Source organism: Variovorax ureilyticus, assembly GCF_050632185.1.
In the GTDB taxonomy this organism is placed as follows: Bacteria; Pseudomonadota; Gammaproteobacteria; order Burkholderiales; family Burkholderiaceae_C; genus Variovorax; species Variovorax ureilyticus_A.
Map to the genome: position 1 here is coordinate 3,808,005 of NZ_CP192579.1, position 20,749 is coordinate 3,828,753.

Consider the following 20,749-nt stretch of genomic DNA (forward strand, 5'->3'; position numbering starts at 1 on the left):
CACACACCGGGGGCTACGACATGGCCAAGAAAGCGCCACGCCGCACTGCACAACGGATCCTCGAAACCGCGCTTGACCTGTTCAACCGCTTCGGGGAGCCGAACGTGTCGACGACGCTCGTGGCCGGCGAGCTCAACATCAGCCCCGGCAACCTCTACTACCACTATCCCGCCAAGGACGAGCTGATCAACCGGCTCTACGAGGGCTATGAATCCGAACTCAACGAACTGCTGCATGCGAGCGAGGGCGTGCACGATGTCGAGGATGCCTGGTTCTTCATGCACAGCCTGTTCGAGCTGATCTGGCGCTATCGCTTTCTCTACCGCGACCTCAACGATCTGCTGAGCAAGAACCGGCACCTCGAAACCCAGTTCCAGGTAGTACTAAAGAACAAAGCACGGGCCATCCGAACCCTTCTGGCCGGCCTGAGCCAGGCCGGGCACCTCGACATCGCCCCGCCGGAGGTCGACACGCTCGCGCAGAGCATGGTGGTGGTGCTGACCTACTGGCTCAGCTACGAGTACGTGCGCAATCCGCGCGAGGCGCTCGAGCCGGCGCACGCCCAGGGCGCGCTGCTGCGCGGCGCGCACCATACGCTTCACCTGCTCGCCCCCTATCTCGCCCCCGAACAGCGGAGGCATTTGCTGACACTCAGCAACGCCTATTCGGGCGAAGATCAACCCGTCACGGTCTGACCTCCACCCTCAACGAATGACGCCATCGGATCTTCATCCCACCACCGTGCAGGCCTCCGGCGGCGGCAACGCCTCCGGACCGTGGACCCGGGTGCCTTACCGGGACATCCCGCGCTTCGACGGCTCCAGCCTGCTGGCGAAATGGGACCGGCTGCACGCGGGCCAATGGATGCCGCCGCCCGCGCCGGGTCCGCTGGCGGACGGCTGGGCGCTCTACCACAGCGGGGAATTCGAGCAGGCGGTGACGCTGGCGCTGAAGCAGGGCGTCGACGGGTTGGCGCTCGCGAACCAGGCCACCGCGATCTACGCAAACTATCTCGAACCGCGCGAGTCCGTGCGGCTCGCGCTCTTCAAGCAGGTGACCGAACGCGCCGCGGCGCAGGCGTCCTCCGAGCCGGACAACTGCCGGGCGCTCTACTGGCAGGCCTACGCGCTGGGCCGCTACAGCCAAGGCATCAGCGTGGCGCGCGCGCTGGCGCAGGGCCTGGGCTCGAAGGTCAAGGGCGCACTCGAGCGCGTGATCGAGCTGCAACCGCGCCATGCCGACGCGCATGTCGCTCTGGCAGCCTTCCATGCCGAGGTCATCGACAAGGTCGGCAGCCTGGTCGGCCGCATGACCTACGGGGTGCACGCGGAAACGGCGGTGGAGCTGTTCGAGCGCGGCCTGCAGCTCAATCCGAATTCGGCCAGCGCGCTGATGGAATATGCTCGCGGGCTGCTGATGCTGCACGGCGATTCGCGCATGGCCGATGCGACGCGGCTCTACGAGAAGGCGGCGGGTCTCGAACCGGCCGATGCGCGCGAGCGCCTGGACGTGGAGCTGGCACGCACGGGGCTTTCGGACTGACGGCCCATTTCCGCCGGTCTGCGGGTGTGTTCACCTGAGATTCATCCGGATACGGCACCTTCGGGGCGGCTTCGCAGGGCGTCCCGTCTCGATACGCTACTTTTGATTTCCTGCCTGCCAACGATTCATGAAAACGATAGCCCATCAGGGTTTGGGCGCGACCGCCGCCGAGACTGACTCCCGACGGACCCCTCCGGCCACGCCGGGCTCACGCGGCGTCTCGACACGGACCTCGCTGAGCCTGCTGGCCCTCCTCGTCATCCTGGGCCTGATCTGGTTCGCCACACTCGGCACCCGTGCCCTGGTGAGCCCCGACGAAGGCCGCTACGCCGCGCTGGCGCTCGAGATTGCGCGCAGCGGCGACTGGGTCACGCCGCGGCTCAACGGCCTGCTCTATTTCGAGAAACCGATCCTGCAATACTGGATCGGCGCGCTGGCCTTCCTCGGCTTCGGCGTGTCGGAGTTCACCGCGCGGCTCTGGCCGGGCGTGGCGGGCTTCCTGACCCTGCTGGCCGTCGGCTTCACCGCGGGCCGCCTCTGGGGCCGTGAAGCCGGTATCCAGGCGCTGGCCGTCGCGGCATCGATGACCTGGCTCATCGGCAACAGCCATTTCCTGACGCTCGATGCCGGCCTGACGCTGTTCCTGACCCTGGCGCTGTGCGGCGTGCTGCTGGCGCTCGACAATCCCGATCAACGCGCGCGCCGCCGGTGGATCTGGCTGGCCTGGGCGGCCATGGCCGGGGCGGTGCTGACCAAGGGGCTCGTCGGCATCGTCATCCCCGGCGCGGTGCTGGTGATCGTCAGCCTGTGGCGGCGCGACATGGGGCTATGGCGGGGCATGCGCTGGGCGTCGGGCCCGGCGATCTTCTTTGCACTCGCGACGCCGTGGTTCGTGCTGGTCTCGATGCGCAATCCGGCCTTCGCCGAATTCTTCTTCATCCACGAGCACTTCGCTCGGTATCTGACCCAGGTGCACCAGCGCGAGGGCGCATGGTGGTACTACGTGCCGCTCCTGCTCCTCGGCATGCTGCCCTGGACCGGGGCGCTTCCCTGGCTGTTCCGCAAGGACCCCGCGGCGCAAGGCCGCTCGGGGATCACGGCGCGCGACGTGCTGCTCGTCTGGTGCGTCTTCATCTTCCTGTTCTTCAGCGCGTCCGGCTCCAAGCTGCCGTCGTACATCCTGCCGATGTTCCCGGCGCTGGCCATGCTGGTGACCGTGCAGCTGCGCCGCACCGCCCTTTCGGCCCTGCGCTGGCATCTCCTGCTGCCGGTGCTCGCATGGGTTCTCCTGCTGGCCTTGAGCATCGATCCGGCGCGCTTCGCGTCGATCAGCACGCCGGTCGCGGTGCTGGAGCCGCTCGCCAGCGCAGCGCGGGTGGGCGCGGTGATCTTCCTGCTGGGTGCGCTGGCAGCGTGGTGGTGCCTCGGACGGCGGGCGATCACGGCGGCCGTCGTGAGCCTCGCGTTCGCGCATCTCGTCGCCACCCTGGCCGTCATGCAGGCGCACAACACCTACGGGCAGCTCAAGAGCGCCGCGCCGATGGCCGCCGCGCTGCAGCCGCACATCACGCCGGAGACGCCCGTCTTCGCCGTCCGGGCGTACGATCAGACGCTTCCGTTCTACCTCGGGCGCAATGTGGTGCTGGTCGAGTACACGGACGAATTCGCCCTGGGAGAATTGCAGGAACCGCAGCGCTGGATCCGGACGCTCGACGAATTCGCCGCCAAGTGGGAATCGCTGCCCCAGGCCGCCGCCTACATGGACAAGCCGACCTGGGTGGAACTGCAGCAGCGCGGCCTGCCGATGCATACCGTCTTCGAAGACCAGCGACGAATCGTCGTCATCAAGAAATGAAAAATCAGTCTACCGGGAGCTGTGCATGAGCACGCGGCCCTTCCTCCCCTTCACCCGCCCGTCGATCGACGAGCGCACGATCGCCGAGGTCGGCGATGTGCTGCGCTCGGGCTGGATCACGACCGGCCCCAAGTGCGCCGAACTCGAAGCCGCGCTGTCGCAGCGGCTGGGCGGCCGCCCCGTCCGCCTCGTCAACTCCGGCACCGTTTCGCTGGAGTTCGGGTTGCGCCTTTGCGGCATCGGGCCCGGCGACGAGGTCATCACCACGCCCCTGAGCTGGGTGGCGACCGCCAACGTGGTGCTGGCCGTCGGTGCGACGCCGGTGTTCGTCGACGCCGACCCGGTCACCCGCAACATCGACCTGAACCTGGTGGAACGTGCCATCACCCCGCGCACCCGCGCGCTGATCCCGGTCGACCTGGCCGGCCTGCCGGTCGACCGCGACCGGCTCAACGCACTCGCGCACAAGCACGGGCTGCGCGTGATCGAAGACGCGGCGCAATCCTTCGGCGCGCACTGGGGCGGCCGCGAGATCGGCAGCTTCGGCGACCTGGTCTCGTTCAGCTTCCACGCGAACAAGAACTTCACGACCTCCGAGGGCGGTTGCACTGGTCCTCAACAACGAAGACGAGGCGCGGCGGTTCGAGAAGCTGCGCCTGCAGGGCGTGACGCGCCTGCCGGACGGCGGCATGGAGGTCGACTCCTGGGGCGGCAAGGCGAATCTCACCGACGTGGCTGCCGCCATCGGCCTCGGCCAGCTTCGGCAGGTCGATGACTTCAACCGGCGGCGGCGCCAGCTCGCCGAGCGCTATTTCGCCCGGTGGGACCCGGCGCTCGGCTTCACGCTGCCGCCGGCCGACCTCGAGGGGCACGGCAACTGGCACATGTTCCAGCCGCTGCTGCCGCCCCGGCTCGCACCACGCCGCGGCGAATTCCTCGCCGGCATGAAGGCGCAGGGCATCGGCGTCGGCGTGCACTACCCGGCGATGCATCTCTTTTCGCTCTTCCGGCAACGCGGCCACGCCGCCGGCGACTTCCCGGTGGCCGAGGACATCGGCGCGCGCACGATCACGCTGCCGCTCTTCCCGGCGATGACCGACGCCGACGTGGACCGCGTCATCGACGCGGTCGCCACGGTGACCGCCACACTGTCCTGACAGGAGGCGACGACGACCATGAACGACGCAGCCCACCCCGCCATCAGCCGGCCGAGTGTCGCGGCGGACCGCCCGACGCTGAGCGTGGTGATCCCGGTCTACAACGAGGAGGCCGGCCTGGCCGCGCTCTTCGCGCGGCTCTATCCGGCGCTCGATGCGCTGAAGGTCGACTACGAGATCGTCTTCATCGACGACGGCAGCCGCGACCGCTCCGCCTCGCTGCTGGCCGCGCAGTTCGAGCAGCGGCCCGATGTCACGCGCGTCGTGCTGCTCAACGGCAACTTCGGCCAGCACCGCGCGATCCTTGCGGGCTTCGAGCATTGCCGCGGCGATCGCGTGCTCACGCTCGACGCCGACCTGCAGAACCCGCCCGAGGACATTCGCCTGCTTCTCGCCGCCATGGACGAGGGCTTCGACTGCGTCGGAACCATCCGCCGCAACCGCCAGGACGTCGCCTGGCGCCGCTGGGCCTCGCGCGCGATGAACCGGCTGCGCTTTCGCCTGACCGGCATCGTCATGAACGACCAGGGCTCGATGATGCGCGCCTACAGCCGCGACATCGTGCAGCTCATCAACCAGTGCGAGGAAATGAACACCTTCATTCCGGCGCTGGCCTATCAGTTCTCGAAGAATCCGACCGAGGTGGAGGTCGGCCACGAAGCGCGCCACGCCGGCGAATCGAAGTACTCGCTGTACAGCCTGATCCGCCTGAATTTCGACCTCGTCACCGGCTTCTCGCTGGTGCCGCTGCAGGCCTTCTCGATGCTGGGCATCGTGGTTTCGCTGCTTTCCGGGGCGCTGTTCATCCTGCTGGCCACCCGCCGACTCGTGCTCGGCCCCGAAGAGGGCGGCGTGTTCACGCTGTTCGCGCTGGTCTTCCTGCTGGTCGGCCTGGCGCTATTCGGCATCGGCCTGCTCGGCGAATACATCGGGCGCATCTACCAGGAAGTCCGCGCGCGCCCGCGCTACCTGGTCAATGCGATCCTGGAGCGCCGCCAATGAGCGCCGCCCGGCCAGCCGAAGGCGCTCGCACCGCCGTGCGAAGCACGGAGATCGCTTTATGAGCAGTGGACAACGCGCCCCGAGCGCGATCGTCTTCGCCTACCACGACGTGGGCGTACGCTGCCTGCGCGTGCTGCTCGACGCCGGCGTCGACGTGCCGCTGGTGGTGACGCACACCGACTCGCCCGGGGAGACGATCTGGTTCCGCAGCGTGGCCACGGTCGCGGCGGAGCACGGCCTGCGCTGCGTCACGCCCGCGGACCCGCACGATCCGGAGCTGCTGCAGGCCGCGCGCGCCATGCAGCCCGACTTCCTCTTCTCGTTCTATTACCGGCAGATGCTCAAGAGCGACTGGCTCGACCTGCCCAAGCGCGGCGCGTTCAACATGCATGGCTCGCTGCTGCCGCAGTATCGCGGCCGCGCGCCGGTGAACTGGGCGGTCCTGCACGGCGAGCGCCAGACCGGCGCGACCCTGCACCGCATGACCGAGAAGCCCGACAACGGCGCGATCGTCGACCAGTTCGCGGTGCCGATCCTCTCGGACGACACCGCGCACGAGGTCTTCGGCAAGGTGACGCTGGCGGCGGAAATCGTGCTCGCGCGAACGCTGCCGGCGATGCTCGACGGCACGGCGGTCGAGCGTCCGCAGGACCTCTCGAAGGGCCGCTACTTCGGCGGGCGGCGTCCGGAAGACGGGCGCATTCCACCGCACGCGAGCGCACGGCAGATCCACGACCTGGTGCGCGCGGTCGCGCCGCCCTACCCGCCGGCGTTCGCGTCGTTCGGAGGGCAGCGCATCTTCATCGAGCGCACCCTGCGCACCGACACCCTGCCCGACGCGCCCGGCCGCGGCCTGCGCCTGTGGCACGACGGCGCGGCGCTGTGGCTGATCGCGGACGACGGCCATGCGCTGCGCGTGCTGGCGGCGCGGCGCGATGGCGACAGCGCGCCGCTCGACGCCCAGGCATTCGAAACCCTCTCCTCGGGCAGCTGGCTTGCAGCCGACGCCTGAATCTCCCATTTATCCAGGAAACCCAAACATGCTCAAAGTCCTGATCCTCGGCGTCAACGGCTTCGTCGGCCATCACCTGACGCGCCACATCATGGAAACCACCGACTGGGAAGTCCACGGCATGGACATGCAGTCGGACCGCGTCGCGCCGTGGCTCGACAACCCGCGCTTCCACTTCTTCGAGGGTGACATCACCATCAACAAGGAGTGGATCGAATACCACGTGAAGAAGTGCGACGTGGTGCTGCCGCTGGTCGCCATCGCCACGCCGGCCACCTATGTGCGCGAGCCGCTGCGCGTGTTCGAACTCGACTTCGAAGCCAACCTGCCGATCATTCGCCATTGCGTGCGCTACAAGAAGCGCGTGGTCTTCCCGTCGACCAGCGAGGTCTACGGCATGTCGACCGACGCGGGCTTCGATCCCGAAGCGACGAACCTCGTCTACGGCCCGATCAACAAGCCGCGCTGGATCTATGCCTGCGCCAAGCAGCTGATGGACCGCGTGATCCATGGCTACGGGCAGCAGGAAGGGCTGCAGTACACGCTCTTCCGCCCCTTCAACTGGATCGGCCCCGGCCTCGACAGCCTGCATGCGCCGAAGGAAGGCTCGAGCCGCGTGATCACCCAGTTCCTGGGCCACATCGTGCGCGGCGAGCCGATCCGCCTCGTGGACGGCGGCAGCCAGCAGCGCGCCTTCACCTACGTCGACGACGGCATCTCCGCACTGGTGAAGATCATCGCCAACAAGGACGGCATCGCCGACGGCAAGATCTACAACATCGGCAACCCCGACAACAACCACTCCATCCGCGCGCTCGCCCAGATGATGCTGAGCCTTGCCGCCTCCCTGCCCGAGTACCGCGACGCAGCCGCCAAGGTGGAGCTCATCGACGTTGCGGCCGCCGACTACTACGGCGTCGGCTATCAGGACGTGCTGCAGCGCGTGCCCGACATCCGCAACACGGTGGCCGATCTCGGCTGGAAGCCCACCGTGGGCATGGAAGAAGCGCTGCGCGCGCTGTTCGCCTACTACAGCGACCACGTCGCCACCGCCGACCTGGAAGCCTGAGCGCGATGCCGCGCATCGCACTGAAGGTCGACGTCGACACCCTGCGCGGCACGCGCGAGGGTGTCCCCCGTTGATGAAGCTGCTGGCCGACAAGGACGCCGGCGCCAGCTTCCTCTTCAGCCTCGGGCCCGACCACACCGGCCGCGCCATCCTGCGGGTGTTCCGGCCCGGGTTTCTCAGCAAGGTCTCCCGCACCTCGGTGGTCGAACACTACGGCCTGAAGACGCTGATGTACGGCGTGCTGCTGCCCGGGCCCGACATCGGCCTGCGCGAGGCCGCCCGGCTGCGCGCCGTTCGCGACGAAGGCTTCGAGGTCGGCGTGCATTGCTGGGACCACGTGCGCTGGCAGGACCACCTCATCGGACGCGACAAAGGCTGGGCGCTGCGTGAAATGCGCCGCGCCACGGAGCGGCATGCCGAGATCTTCGGCTCGCCGCCGCGGCTGCACGGCGCGGCGGGCTGGCAGTTCAACGCGGCCGCCGCGCAAGCCGAGGCCACGCTCGGCATCACTTATGCGTCGGACACCCGCGGCACCCATCCCTTCGTGCCCGTGGATGACAACGGCACGGTGCTCGGCCCTGCGCAGTACCCGACCACGCTGCCGACGCTGGACGAACTCATCGGCGTCGACGGGCTCACCGTCGACAACGTGCACACGCATCTGCTCGCGCTGACCGAAGGCGCGACGCAGGACCACGTCTACACGCTGCATGCCGAGCTCGAGGGCATGAAGCTGCTGCCGGTGTTCCGCCGGCTGATCGACGGCTGGCGGGCGCAGGGCCACTCGCTGGTGGACCTTGGCGAGCTGCGCGACAGCGCACCCACCGCGACGCTGCCGCGGCATCGCATCGCGCTCGGCAGTGTGCCGGGGCGCTCGGGCTTGCTCGCGGTGCAGGGCTCGCCCCTGCACGCCCCCGCCTGACTACCCGCGCAGCAGCGCCCCCACCTGCCCGGCGGCACCCCGACCCACGGGTTGCCGGGCGCGCGCGCGAGGTGCAGGTAGAGGAATGCGATCCAGGGCAGGCTGAGCCCGATCGCCGCATCGCGCATCGCCGAGTTGACGCAGGTCGCCACGAGCAGGATCAGCATCGCCACGAAGGCCAGCCGGCCGGTGATGTCGTGCCGGCGCCAGGCGATGACCAGCCCGGTGATGAACAGTGCCACCAGGATCAACAGCCCCGGCACGCCGGTCTCCGCGCCCAGCCACAGGAAGTCGTTGTGCGGCATGCTGTAGTCGTACAGCAGCTTCGGTCCGCGGCGGTGCCATTCCGGCGTCCAGCTTCCGAGCCCCAGCCCGGCGAGCGGCGCGTCGAGCATCATCCCGGTCGTCTCGCGGTACATGTGGAAGCGCACCACCCAGCTCCCCTCCGACACCGCGCCCGCCTGCGCGGCCTCAAGTTCGTGAATCCCGAGGGTGAACTTCTCCTGCACCGAGGGCGCCTGCCACACCAGCCCGGCCGCCACCACCGCGCCGACGCACAGCGCCACGGCCAGCACCCGCAAACGGCCGCGCCACTGATGCACGCAGGCCGCGAAGACCGCCAGCAGCAGTCCAAGGAGCGAGGTGCGATTGGGCAGCGTCACGGTCACGATGACGGCGGTCACGATGGTTACCGCGAACGCCGGACCCGCCCAGTGCCAACGGTCGCGGGTGTCGTTGAGATGCGCGAGCCCCCAGACCGCCGAGGACGCGCCGATGAGTGCGAACAGCAGCGCATCGTTGATCGACTTGTTGCCCTTCATCACGAGCACGTTGTGCCAGATCGGCAGATTCGGCAGCCCCACCGTGTGCCCGAGCACGATCACCACCACCGCGAACGCGGCCGCGAGCAGGAATCCGCGCAGCGCCCACACCGTTTCCTCGACCGACAGCAGGAGCGTGAGCGCGAGCGTCACGGCGATGCGCGCGTCGTGCCAGAGACTCAGGCCGGTCTCGGGATGGTGCGGCCGAAGCGCCAGCACGACCAGCACCCACGCGACCAAGGCGAGGATCGGCCACCGCAGCGGGTCGCTGCGCCACCGCGCCGCGCGTTGGCGAAAGCCGCCCGCCGTCAGCAGCGCCACGATCAGCAGCCCCGCCGCCATATAGTTGAGCCCCACCGGCATGAAGACCACACAGCCCCACAACAGCGCGGCAGCGCGCACGAATGGCGCCCGCGGCACGGCGGCAGCCAGCGCGCGCTCGATTTCAGGTGGATGGGCCTGCGATCTCGTCATGAATGAATGAATGAATCTCTGCTCGCCCGGCACGATGGCACCGCGCGATATTTGAACGTTTTCGTCACTTAAGATGACGTTTTTCCTTGCCAACCCAGTCGAAATGTCCGACCTCAACGCCCTCTTCGAAGCCGCCCAGGCGAATTCCAAACTGCTCGCCGAGCGCCCCGACAATCCGACGCTGCTCAAGATCTACGGCCTCTTCAAGCAGGCCACCGCGGGCGACAACACCGAGAAGAAACCCAGCTTCAGCGACATCGTCGCGCGCGCCAAATGGGACGCCTGGACCTCGCGCAAGGGCCTCAGCGCCGACGAAGCCAAGCAGCAGTACATCGACCTGATCGAATCGCTGCGCTGAAGCGCGCGGCCGACCGGCCTCAGGCATCGCCCGCCGCCGGCGCCGCGGTGCCGAGCAGCTTGTCGAGGCTCGCGGCCGGGCGCCGCTGAATCTCGTCGCCGAAGTTGGCGAACAGCATTCCCAGCGTTGCTTCGAGCCTGAAGGTGTCGGCGCTGACCTCCACGCTGCCATCGACACCGGCCCGGCCGAAACGGGCCGTATCGCGCGCCTCGCCTTCGTCGTAGCGGCATTCCATTCCGAAATCCTGCTCGACCTTCTGCATGAGTTTCCGCGCGACTGCGCGCGCGGCCGGGAGGCCCAGTTGATGCTGGCGCTCGATCTGGATGTCAGGCACCTCGATCTCCGTTGATGTTGTCGCGCTTGCAGCAAGGCGACTGGGTTTGCATGAGTTCGTCCGGTTGCGGCGCCGGGGTGCGCAGCGCCTCATCGCGGCCTGCCTTGGGTTGCGCCGCCAGATCCTTGACCGCGGCGTAGAAGCGAGGCCAGTTCTCGCCTTCGCGCTCGAACAGCGCTTCGAAGCCCGGAACGAGGTCGTCGTAGGCCGCCTGCGCGCCGAAGGCCGCATTGTTGGCGCGCGCCACCCAGGCGTCGTAGGCGCCCTGGCGCGGCCCGGTCCACGTCGCACGGAGCGCCGCATAGCGGCGGCGGAATTCGTCCATCGCGGCGGCCTTCCTGGCATCGACCGCTTTCCAGTCCTGCGCCTTGGCCTCGTCGGACGCGTAGATCTCCTGCAGCGCGCGGCGCGTGTCGGCCGCCAGTGCGCGGAACTGCTGGCGGCGCGTATCGAACTGCGCATATTCGAGGCGCGCGGCCTCGCTCGCCTGCGTCTTCAACCAGCGCGCGCCGCCGATGCGCTCGACCGCCGTCGCGAAGGACTCGTTGAACATGGTGTCGTCCTGCACGTACAGCACCTGGTGCGCGAGCTCGTGGAACACGATGCGCGCGAGCTCACCTTCGGGATAGCCGATGAAGGTGGACAGCAGCGGATCGCCGCCGGCCCAGTTCATCCACCCGAGCGTCGAATACGCCGGCACCGGGTAGACCGCCACCTCCAGGCCCTGCGCCGTCAGCGCCGCGGCTTCGACGCGGGCGGCGGCCTCGTCGTAGTAGCCGCGATAGCCCACGCAGCCCGCGACCGGAAAGCACCATGTCCTGAGCGTGAGCGAATGCGGCGGCGCGGCAACCACGTTCCAGAGCGCGGCCGGCCGATGCAGGTCGGCATAGGCCTTGTAGCTCGCGTTGTCGGGCAGATCGAGTTCGGACACCGCATAGCGGCGGATGCGTTGCGAGAGCTCGAGCCCGGCCTTGAGCGACTCGGGGGCGGACGGGTCTTCGAGCCATTCCGGCACCGGGCGCGCAGCGCGCATCAGGTCGATGTGGCCGCTGGCCGATTGCCAGTAGTAGCGGATGTCCGCACAGCCCGCGAGCATGGCGAGCCCCACCAGGACCGCGCCTGCCGCGATCACCCAGCGCGCGCGTTTCACGTCCGCTCAACCTCGACCAGGCAGTCGTAGAAGGTCGGGCCGCGTCCGATGTCGGTCAGCCGCTGGCTGGTGAGCTGGTTGACGTTGGTGCCGTCCAGGCCGAGCTTGCGCCACCAGATGCCGAGCCCATGCACCACGCCGGGCCGCGCGCGCCGAGAGACTTCGGCGCGGCAGCGGTATTCGCCGCGCTGGTTGAAGACGCGCACCGTCGCGCCGTCGGCAATGCCGCGTGCGCTGGCATCGGCCTCGTTGATCTCCAGCAAGGGCTCGCCCTCGATCGACCGCAGGCTGCGCACGTTGACGAAGCTGGAGTTGAGGAAGTTGCGCGCCGGCGGCGAGATCATCGCGAGCGGGAATTCGCCGGAGCTTCCCGCCGCCTCGTAGTTGGGCACGTGGTCCGGCAGGCCGTCCTGGCCCGTCGCCGCGAGCCGTGCGCTGAAGAATTCGCAGCGGCCGGATGGCGTCGGGAAGTTGCCCTCCGCATAAGGCGCATCCGGCAGCTTCAGCGTGGCGAAGCCGTTCGCCTCCAGTTCCCCGAAATCGACCGCTTCGGCGGGGAAGGCCGCGCGGCAGAGGGCTTCGTCGTCGTCGGAGAAGCAGGGCTCGTCGAAACCCATGCGCCCGGCGAGCTCGCGAAAGACCCAGGTGTTGCTGCGCGCCTCGCCGCGCGGCGCGACCGCCGGACGATTGAGCAGCACGTCGGTGTGGCCGTAGCTGAAATGGATGTCCCAGTGCTCGAGCTGCGTCGTGGCGGGCAGCACGTAGTCGGCATAGTCGGCGGTGTCGGTCTGGAACTGCTCCAGCACCACCGTGAAGAGGTCCTCGCGCGCGAAGCCGGCCACCACCTTGCCCGACTCGGGCGCGACCGCCACCGGGTTGCTGTTGTAGACGATCAGCGCCTCGATCGGATTCGCGGCATCGAGCAGCGCGTCGCCGATGGTGCTCATGTTGATGGTGCGCGGCTGCCGGCCGGCGAGCAGGTCGGGCCGCTGCAAGGCCGCGCGATCCACGGGGAAGAGTCCCGAGCTGCTCAACAGCAGCCCCCGGCGCGATCGCGCCATGCCCCGACCAGCGCCGGCAGGCAGGCCACCGCGCGCGCCGCATTGCCGCCGCCGCGCACACGCTGCATGCCATAGTTGAGGCGGATCGCGGCCGGCTTCGTGGTGCCGTAGGCGCGCGCGAGCGCGACGATCTGCGCCTCGGGCACGCCGCACACCGCGGCCGCGCGCGACGGCGGCCATTGCAGCGCGCGCTCGCGCAACTGCGCCCAGCCGAGGGTGTATCGCTCGATGTAGTCGCGATCGAGCCAGTCGTTCACGATCAGCTCGTGGATCAGGGCGAGCGCCAGCGCGGCATCGGTGCCGGGCAGCAGCGCCACATGCTCGTCGCACTTGTCGGCGGTCTCGGTCTTGCGCGGATCGATGCACACCAGCCGTGCTCCGGCGCGCTTGGCCGCCTGTGCGTGTCGCCAGAAATGGAGGTTGCTCGCGATCGAATTGCTGCCCCAGATCAGGATCAGCTTCGATTCGGCGAAGAACTCGGTTCGCATGCCGACCTTGCCGCCCAAAGTAAAACCTAAGGCCTCTCCCCCGGCGGTGGAACAGATGGTCCGGTCCAGGAGCGACGCACCGAGCTTGTGGAAAAAGCGACGGTCCATCGACTCCCCCTGCACAAGACCCATGGTGCCCGCGTAACTGTAGGGCACAATCTTTTCAGGACTGTTACTTCTCAGTACATTCAGCCGCGCGGCGATGTCATCGAGGGCAGCGTCCCAGCTCACAGGTTCGAAGCGGCCGCTCCCCTTGGGGCCCGAACGCTTCAGCGGCTGGACGACACGTTCCGGATGGTCGTTGCGCTCGATGTAGCGCGAAACCTTGGTGCAGAGAACGCCGGCCGTGTGCCGGTGCGCCTCGTTGCCCTGGAGCTTGACGGCGATGCCGTCCTGCACGGTGGTGACGAGCGCGCAGGTATCGGGACAGTCGTGCGGACAGGCGCCGAGGACGCGGGTTGGGGAGGTCATGAAATCGGCCGGGACAGCGGGAACCGGTCGAGTCTAAGTTGTGCGCCGGAAAAGCGCGCGAAGGGGTTTTCACGATGCTGAGTCGCAGACAGTTTTCGATCGCGACGGGCGCCGCGGCGCTCGCCGGCTTCCAGTTCGCGCGGGCCCAGAGCGAGACGCCGCTGGTGCTCGGCCAGTCCGCCCCGTTCACCGGGCCGGCCGCGCAACTGGGCATCCAGTTCTACGAGGGCGCGAAGCTCTTCCTCGACCAGTACAACGCCCAGTCCGGCCGCAACGTGGTCATCAAGTTCCTCGACGACGGCTACGAGCCCGATCGCTGCGCGGAGAACACGAAGAAGCTGATCGACGAGGACGTCTTCGCGCTCTTCGGCTATATCGGCACGCCCACGAGTCTCGCGGCGCTGCCGCAGGCGGTGAACGCCAAGGTGCCGTTCATCGCGCCGTTCACCGGTGCCATGTCGCTGCGCGAGCCGTTCCACCGCAACGTCTTCCACCTGCGCGCCTCCTACAACGACGAGACCGCGGTGATCGTCAAGCAGCTCACGAACCTCGGTCTCAAGAAGATCGCGGTCTTCTATCAGAACGACGCCTACGGCAAGGCGGGCCTCGACGGCGTGACGCTCGCGCTGTCGCAGCTCGACCTGAGGCCGGTCGCGCTCGCCACGGTCGAGCGCAACTCGGTTGCCGTGTCGGCGGCGGTCAAGGCCATCGTGGCGGCGCAGCCTGACGCGGTGGTCCAGGTGAGCGCCTACAAGTCGTGCGCGGCCTTCATCCGCGAGGCGCGCAAGGCGGGCTACGGCGGCACCTTCTTCAATGTGTCCTTCGTGGGCACGCAGGCGCTCGCGGACGAACTCGGCAAGGACGGCGCCGGCGTGGTGGTCACGCAGGTCGTGCCCTCCCCCTACAACGCGGCGAACGGCATCACGCGGGAGTTCAACGAGGCGGTGCGCAAGAGCAACAGCGCGACCAAGGCCAACTTCTCGAGCGTCGAGGGCTACCTGGCCGCGAAGGTGCTGGTCGAAGGCCTGCGGCGTTCAACCGGAAAGCCCTCGCGCGACGGGCTGATCGCGGGGCTCGAAAGCATCGACCGCCAGCAGTTCGCCGGGTTCGACGTGTCGTTCTCGCCGAAGAACCATGTGGCGTCGAAGTTCGTCGAGCTGTCGATGATCACGGCGGAAGGCAAGATCAGGACCTAAGGCTTCAAGAGTTGGGTGGCAGCGTGGATCCCCAGCCCCACCAGCCCGCCCACCAGCGTCCCATTCACCCGGATGAACTGCAGGTCGCGACCGATGTGGCGTTCGAGTTCGATCGTCATCTCCTCGGCGTTCCATTCGGCCACCCGCTCGATGATGTAGCGGCGGATGTCCTCGCGGTAGCGCTCGATCGCGCGCGGGGCGGCGTCCATGATCTGTTCGTTGATCCAGCGGCGCATCGCTTCGTCCGCGCTCAGCCTTGCGCCCAGGGTGCCGGCCATCGCGACGATGCGCCGGCGGATGCTCGAATCGTCCTTCGCGAGATCGTCATGCAGCCACGCGAGCAGTTCGCTCCACAGGCCATGCAGGTAGTCGCCGAGCGCGGGATGCGCCTGCAGCTCGGCGCGGATGGCCTCGCCGCGCCGCCGGAACTCCGGATCGGTCTTGAGCCGCTCGATGAAGCCGGCCATGAATTCGTCGAAGCGAAGCCGTAGCGGATGCGCCGGGTCGTCCGCCAATTCGCCGACGGTGCGCGCGACCGCATCGACGATCTTGCGGGTCGCGACCCGCGCCGCCACCTGGTCGAGCCCCACGTAGCGTAGCGCCTTGATCTCGCGCGCGATGGCTTCGGTGATGCGTTCCTGCACTTCGTCGCCCTCGACGAGGTGCGCGACCTGCACCAGCACGTCGTCGAGCAAGGCCTGATGGCGTCCGCCGGCCGTCAGTGCATCGAGCGCCTGTCCGGCGAGGCGCGACATGTCGATCTGCGCGATTCCGGCCGAGGCCATGCGGCCGAGGAAGCCTCGCACCCGTGCGTCGTCGAAGGCGGTGACCCCGTAGCGCACTGCGGCGACGAGGTGCTCGCCGAGCTTCTCCGCGCGGTCCGGCCGCGAGAGCCAGTCCGCGAGCCGCGCGGAGGGATCGAACGCCCCGAGCTTCGAAAGCACCTGCGGCGTGCTCAGGAAGTTGTTGCAGATGAAGCCCGCGAGCTTCGCGCCGATGCGGTCCTTGTTGGCCGGAATGATCGCGGTGTGCGGGATCGGCAGTCCCAGCGGATGCCGGAACAGCGCGACCACCGCGAACCAGTCCGCGATCGCGCCGACCATCGCCGCCTCGGCGAAGGCAGCGACGTAGCCCCAGGCCGGATGCCCGGCTTCGAGCGTCGTTGCCACCGCATAGAGCAGCGCGGCGGCGCAGAGCAGGCCGAGCGCGATCCGCTTCATGGCGCCAGGAGATTCAGCGGATCTCTTTGGTGACCGCCGAGGCCGCGCAGGAAGTCCTCGCAGCGCGCGAGCTGTTCGAGCGTCACGTACTCATCGGGCTGGTGCGCCTGCGTGATGCTGCCGGGGCCGCACACCACCGTGGGGATGCCCGCGTTCTTGAAGATGCCCGCCTCGGTACCGAAGCCGACCAGCGTGGTGCGCAGCTCCCTGGCGAGCCGCTGGGCGAGGCGCGTGACCGCGTCGCTGGAGGAGCCGAGGAAGCTCGGCACCTCGCAGATCGGCTCGAAGCGAAAGCCCGCATCGGGCGCGACCTTCTTCATCGCGGCCTCGGTGCGCTGCGCATAGGCCACGACTTCCTTCTGCATCTTCGCGACGTCGCTCGTCGGCAGGTTGCGGAATTCATAGCGGAACTCCGCATCGCGCGGCACCACGTTGTCCGCGATGCCGCCATGGAACTGGCCCACGCTCGCGGTGCTGAAAGGCACGTCGAAGCCCTCGTAGCGCGGCTCGTCGCGCTCGAAGCCCTCGGCCATGTCGCGCAGCTTGCCGACCACGCGCGCCGCCATCTCGATCGCGTTGACCGACTGCGGCGTGAGCGACGAATGCGCCTCCTTGCCGCGCACGCAGCACTTGAAGCGATACACACCCTTGTGCGCGATCGCCGGGACCATCATCGTCGGCTCGCCGACGATGCAGGCCAGCGGCTTGATGCCCTGGTCCTTCATGTCCGCGATCAGCTCCCGCACGCCGAAACAACCGACTTCCTCGTCGTAGGTGAAGGCGAAGTGCACCGCGAAGGGCGAATCGCTTTCGATGAAGTGCCCGGCATTGGCGAGCGCGACCGCGATGAAGCTCTTCATGTCGGCCGACCCGCGCCCGTAGAGCCGCGGCTCGTCGACGACGCGCTCCGCATCCGCGTCGGTCTGCGGCCAGTCCTGAACGATGGCCGAGAGCGGGTCCACGCTCCACGCCTGCCCGTCCCACGGCACCGTGTCGGTGTGGCCCGAGAGGATCACGCCCGCCTTCTTGCCCGCGCCCAGCGTGGCGAAGAGATTCGCCTTGGTCTTGTCGGCGTTGTAGGTCAGCCGGCTGCGGATGCCGAGGCCCGCGAGGTGATCGCGCACGAAATCGATGAGCTCCAGGTTGCTCCGGGTGCTCACGGTGTTCATGCGCACGAGCGTCTGCGCGAGTTCGAGGCTGCGGGTGGAAAGCACATGTGCCATGAAAGGCATTGTCCAGGAAAGTCCCGGGATGTCCGGCAGGGCGCGATCTTTGCGGGCGTTCGCGGCAAAGCCTAGACTCCTCACCATGAATCTCCTCGACTCTCTCGTCGCCCAGGCCCCGGGCATGGCCACGGTGCGACGCGATCTGCATGCCCACCCCGAACTCTGCTTCCAGGAAGTCCGCACCGCCGATGTGGTCGCGGACAAGCTGACCGAGTGGGGCATCCCCATCCATCGCGGGCTGGGCACCACCGGCGTGGTGGGTATCGTCAAGAACGGCACGAGCGACCGCGCAGTCGGCCTGCGCGCCGACATGGATGCATTGCCGGTGACCGAGCTCAACACCTTCGCGCACGCGAGCAAGCACCACGGCAAGATGCACGCCTGCGGCCACGACGGCCACACCACGATGCTGCTCGCGGCCGCGCAGCATCTCGCGAAGCACCGCCACTTCGACGGCACGGTCTACCTGATCTTCCAGCCGGCCGAGGAAGGCGGCGGCGGCGCGCGCGAGATGATCAAGGAAGGGCTGTTCGAGCAGTTCCCCATGGAAGCCGTCTTCGGCATGCACAACTGGCCCGGCATGAAGGCCGGACAGTTCGCGGTGAGCCCCGGGCCGGTGATGGCATCGAGCAACCAGTTCCGCATCGTCGTGCGCGGCAAGGGCGGCCATGCGGCGCTGCCGCACACCAGCATCGACCCGGTGCCGATCGCCTGCGAGATGGTGCAGGCCTTCCAGACCATCCTCACGCGCAACATGAAGCCGGTGGATGCGGGCGTCATCTCGGTCACGATGTTCCATGCCGGCGAGGCACCGACCGTGACGCCGAACGATGCCGAGCTGCGCGGCACGGTGCGCACCTTCACGATCGAGGTGCTGGACCTCATCGAATCGCGCATGCGGCAGATCGCGCAGAACATCTGCGCGGCGCACGGCGCGGAGGTTGACTTCGAATTCATCCGCACCTATCCGCCCACGATCAACACACCGGCCGAAGCCGACTTCGCGCGGCGCGTGATGGCCGGCATCGTCGGCGCCGAGAATGTGCTGGTGCAAGAACCCGCGATGACCGCCGAGGACTTCTCCTTCATGCTGCAGGCCAAGCCCGGCGCCTACGCCTTCATCGGCAACGGCGACGGACTGCACCGCGACATGCACCACGGCGCCGGGCCGTGCACGCTGCACAACGCGAGCTACGACTTCAACGACAACCTGATTCCGCTCGGCGCGACCCTGTGGGTGCGACTGGCCGAGCAGTACCTCAACACACCCAGGGCGCCTGAGGGGAAGTCGGCATGATCGGCATCGGCGAAGCCTTTTCTTCGCGCTACTTCCTCGCGCGCCAGAAGTTCCTGCAGGCCTGCGCGAACGCAGGGCTCGCGGTGCGGTCGCACGTGCATCCGCTGAAGGGCCGCGACGGCGAGGAGCTCGCGATGGACGTCGCGCTCGACGGCAACCCGAATGCCGAGCGCATGCTGCTCGTGACCAGCGGCTGCCACGGCGTCGAGGGCCATTGCGGCAGCGGCGTGCAGGTCTTCGCGCTGCACGACGACGAATGGCGCGAGAAGGCGCGCTCGCAGGGCGTGGCGGTGCTCTACGTCCATGCGCTCAACCCGCACGGCTTTTCGCACGGGCGACGGGTGACCAACGAGAACGTCGACCTCAACCGCAACTTCTTCGATTTCGAGCAGCCGCCGCCGGTGAACGAGGCCTATGCGAGCCTGCATCCGCTGCTCTTGCCCGACACATGGCCGCCGACGGATGAGAACAACGCGGCGATCGCGGCGTGGATCGCGCAGCATGGCGCCCCGGCCTATCAGGCGGCGGTCACGCGCGGGCAGTACCAGTTCGAGGACGGCATGTTCTTCGGCGGCAACGCGCCGACGTGGAGCAACAAGACCTTCCGCGACGTGCTGCGCACACACGGCCAGCGCGCACGCAGGCTCGCATGGATCGACATCCACACCGGCCTCGGACCCAACGGCGTCGGCGAGCGCATCTTTGCGTGCCGGGACGACAAGCAGGCCTTCGCGCGCGCCGATGCGTGGTGGGGTTCGCCGGGCACACCGGTGACCTCGATCTACGACGGCTCGTCGGCCTCCGCCTTCCTCACGGGACTCAACTGGAGCGCGATCTACGAGGAGTGCCCGAAGGCCGAGTACACCGGCATGGCACTCGAATACGGCACGCTGCCGCTGCTCGAAGTGATGGCCGCGCTGCGCGGCGATCACTGGCTGCACAACCATCCGGATGCGCCGGAAGAACTCGCGACCTCGATCCGCGCCACGATGCTGGAGGCCTTCTACACCGACACCGATGCGTGGCGCGGCCAGATCGTCAGCCGGGCCCGGCAGGCGATGTTCCAGGCCGTGGATGGATTGAACGCCCCCTGACACGAGCGGCGCAGCCGATGCCAGGGCACCCGCGGAACCGGCTTCGCCGGGCCGCAAGGGTGCGCCCCCTTGAGGGGGTGCAGAGCCACACGCAGTGGGCGAGGCTGGGGGTGGGCCCTGGCCTTGCTCAGCCGGGCAGCATGCGTTCCTGGGCGATCACCAGCAGCCCATCCATGATGAGGCTGTCGACCAGTTCGAAGTCCCCGTTCATGCTCGGCGCCATCTTCCACCCCGCACCGCCGGTCATGTAGCAGGCCGGCTCCGCGTGGCAGTGCGCGCGCAGGTGCTGAACCATGCGCTCCACCGCGCCCGCGATCGCGTAGGTGCCGCCGCTGGTGAGCGCATCGCTGGTGTTCGTCGGAAACTCGCGCACCTCGCCGGTCGGCACGTGAAGGCCCGCAGTGCCGGATTCGAGCGCACGCAGCATGATCCCGTGCCCCGGAAGGATCAGCCCGCCGAGGAACTTGCCGTTGACGTCGACCGCCTCGACCGTGACCGCCGTGCCGATCATCACCACCACCATCGGCCGCGCCGGACCTTGCGACAGCATGCGATGCCGCGCCCCGATCATCGCGACCCAGCGGTCGGCGCCCAGGCGCGTCGGATGGTCGTAGCCGTTGACGATGCCGGCTTCCGCGGCGCTCGATACCACCCATCGCGGCGAGCAATCGAAGCGCTCGGTCACCTGCTCTTCGGCACGTCGCCGCACCGCGTCGCCGGCCACCACGCAGCCCAGCATCGAAGCGGGAGCCGGAAGGTCAGCCCATGGCCCTTCGGCAAGGCGCTCGATGTGATCGAGGAACTCCGCGCCATGCGCCAGCAGCCCGGCGCCGGGCTGCGCGGCGTCATAGAGTGACCACTTGAGGCGGGTGTTGCCGATGTCGATCGCGAGGAATGCCATGCGCGGCATTATTAAATGAACTCTGACTCACCCCCAGCCTCGCCACACTGCGTGTGGCTCGGGCACCCCTTCCAGGGGGCAAACCCGGCGGCCCGGCCG

15 protein-coding genes and 4 pseudogenes are annotated in these 20,749 nt (G+C 68.3%); 12 read left to right on the forward strand and 7 right to left on the reverse strand.

Features of this window, described 5'->3' with window-relative positions; all coding sequences use genetic code 11:
* Positions 1–20: 20 nt before the first annotated feature.
* The 8 genes and pseudogenes from ACQ858_RS18805 to ACQ858_RS18840 all read left to right on the forward strand — a co-directional run bounded on the left by ACQ858_RS18805 (position 21) and on the right by ACQ858_RS18840 (position 8,559).
* Positions 21–695, forward strand: a complete 675-nt coding sequence (locus ACQ858_RS18805; protein WP_431276899.1) for a TetR/AcrR family transcriptional regulator — start codon at positions 21–23, stop codon at positions 693–695.
* A gap of 16 nt (positions 696–711) precedes the next feature.
* Positions 712–1,542 (forward strand): hypothetical protein, encoded by an 831-nt coding sequence (locus ACQ858_RS18810; protein ID WP_431274105.1) that lies wholly within the window; start codon positions 712–714, stop codon positions 1,540–1,542.
* Positions 1,543–1,669: 127 nt separating this feature from the next.
* Positions 1,670–3,397 (forward strand): glycosyltransferase family 39 protein, encoded by a 1,728-nt coding sequence (locus ACQ858_RS18815; protein ID WP_431274106.1) that lies wholly within the window; start codon positions 1,670–1,672, stop codon positions 3,395–3,397.
* A gap of 19 nt (positions 3,398–3,416) precedes the next feature.
* Positions 3,417–4,554: pseudogene (locus ACQ858_RS18820) on the forward strand (DegT/DnrJ/EryC1/StrS family aminotransferase).
* Positions 4,555–4,572: 18 nt separating this feature from the next.
* A complete protein-coding gene (locus ACQ858_RS18825) occupies positions 4,573–5,556 on the forward strand; it encodes a glycosyltransferase (RefSeq protein WP_431274107.1) in 984 nt (327 codons plus the stop codon).
* A 58-nt stretch (positions 5,557–5,614) separates the two neighbouring features.
* On the forward strand, positions 5,615–6,568 hold the full coding sequence (locus ACQ858_RS18830; protein ID WP_431274108.1) for a formyltransferase: 954 nt from the start codon (positions 5,615–5,617) through the stop codon (positions 6,566–6,568).
* Between the two features lie 28 nt (positions 6,569–6,596).
* Complete coding sequence (locus ACQ858_RS18835) at positions 6,597–7,637, forward strand: bifunctional UDP-4-keto-pentose/UDP-xylose synthase (protein ID WP_431274109.1); 1,041 nt, start codon at positions 6,597–6,599, stop codon at positions 7,635–7,637.
* Positions 7,638–7,642: 5 nt separating this feature from the next.
* Positions 7,643–8,559: pseudogene (locus tag ACQ858_RS18840) on the forward strand (polysaccharide deacetylase family protein).
* A 299-nt stretch (positions 8,560–8,858) separates the two neighbouring features.
* On the opposite strand, the pseudogene ACQ858_RS18845 reads toward ACQ858_RS18840, so the two are convergent.
* A pseudogene (locus ACQ858_RS18845) lies at positions 8,859–9,854 on the reverse strand (O-antigen ligase family protein); the annotation flags it as partial.
* Between the two features lie 103 nt (positions 9,855–9,957).
* Here ACQ858_RS18845 and ACQ858_RS18850 point away from each other — a divergent pair.
* Positions 9,958–10,212, forward strand: a complete 255-nt coding sequence (locus ACQ858_RS18850; protein WP_340356983.1) for an acyl-CoA-binding protein — start codon at positions 9,958–9,960, stop codon at positions 10,210–10,212.
* Between the two features lie 19 nt (positions 10,213–10,231).
* Here ACQ858_RS18850 and ACQ858_RS18855 read toward each other — a convergent pair whose 3' ends face one another.
* From ACQ858_RS18855 to ACQ858_RS18865, 3 genes and pseudogenes are all read right to left on the reverse strand, one after another.
* Positions 10,232–10,546: a polyhydroxyalkanoic acid system family protein gene (locus ACQ858_RS18855; protein ID WP_431274110.1), complete on the reverse strand. Its 315-nt coding sequence runs from the start codon at positions 10,544–10,546 to the stop codon at positions 10,232–10,234.
* Positions 10,539–11,642 carry an aminopeptidase gene (locus ACQ858_RS18860; RefSeq protein WP_431276900.1) on the reverse strand — a complete coding sequence of 368 codons (1,104 nt, stop codon included), beginning with the start codon at positions 11,640–11,642 and terminating at the stop codon, positions 10,539–10,541. Before ACQ858_RS18860 ends, ACQ858_RS18855 begins: the two co-directional genes overlap by 8 nt.
* A 50-nt stretch (positions 11,643–11,692) precedes the next feature.
* Positions 11,693–13,716, reverse strand: a pseudogene (locus tag ACQ858_RS18865) (molybdopterin-containing oxidoreductase family protein).
* Between the two features lie 74 nt (positions 13,717–13,790).
* Between ACQ858_RS18865 and ACQ858_RS18870 the strand changes: the two are divergent.
* Complete coding sequence (locus ACQ858_RS18870; RefSeq protein WP_431274111.1) at positions 13,791–14,912, forward strand: ABC transporter substrate-binding protein; 1,122 nt, start codon at positions 13,791–13,793, stop codon at positions 14,910–14,912.
* Here ACQ858_RS18870 and ACQ858_RS18875 read toward each other — a convergent pair.
* Both ACQ858_RS18875 and argE read right to left on the reverse strand, forming a co-directional pair.
* Entirely contained in the window at positions 14,909–16,132 is a 1,224-nt protein-coding gene (locus ACQ858_RS18875; protein WP_431274112.1) for a DUF445 domain-containing protein, read from the reverse strand. The genes ACQ858_RS18870 and ACQ858_RS18875 overlap by 4 nt on opposite strands.
* The gene (gene argE, locus ACQ858_RS18880; protein ID WP_431274113.1) at positions 16,129–17,355 is read right to left on the reverse strand and encodes an acetylornithine deacetylase; all 1,227 of its coding nucleotides are present in this window, start codon (positions 17,353–17,355) and stop codon (positions 16,129–16,131) included. The genes ACQ858_RS18875 and argE overlap by 4 nt, the downstream gene beginning before the upstream one ends.
* Before the next feature lie 85 nt (positions 17,356–17,440).
* On the opposite strand from argE, the gene ACQ858_RS18885 reads away from it, so the two are divergent.
* Together ACQ858_RS18885 and ACQ858_RS18890 are read left to right on the forward strand one after the other, a co-directional pair.
* The gene (locus tag ACQ858_RS18885) at positions 17,441–18,655 is read left to right on the forward strand and encodes a M20 aminoacylase family protein (RefSeq protein ID WP_431274114.1); all 1,215 of its coding nucleotides are present in this window, start codon (positions 17,441–17,443) and stop codon (positions 18,653–18,655) included.
* Positions 18,652–19,749: a M14 family metallopeptidase gene (locus ACQ858_RS18890; protein ID WP_431274115.1), complete on the forward strand. Its 1,098-nt coding sequence runs from the start codon at positions 18,652–18,654 to the stop codon at positions 19,747–19,749. The genes ACQ858_RS18885 and ACQ858_RS18890 overlap by 4 nt, the downstream gene beginning before the upstream one ends.
* Positions 19,750–19,876: 127 nt before the next feature.
* On the opposite strand, the gene ACQ858_RS18895 is transcribed toward ACQ858_RS18890, so the two are convergent.
* Positions 19,877–20,650 (reverse strand): type III pantothenate kinase, encoded by a 774-nt coding sequence (locus tag ACQ858_RS18895; protein ID WP_431274116.1) that lies wholly within the window; start codon positions 20,648–20,650, stop codon positions 19,877–19,879.
* Positions 20,651–20,749: the final 99 nt, after the last annotated feature.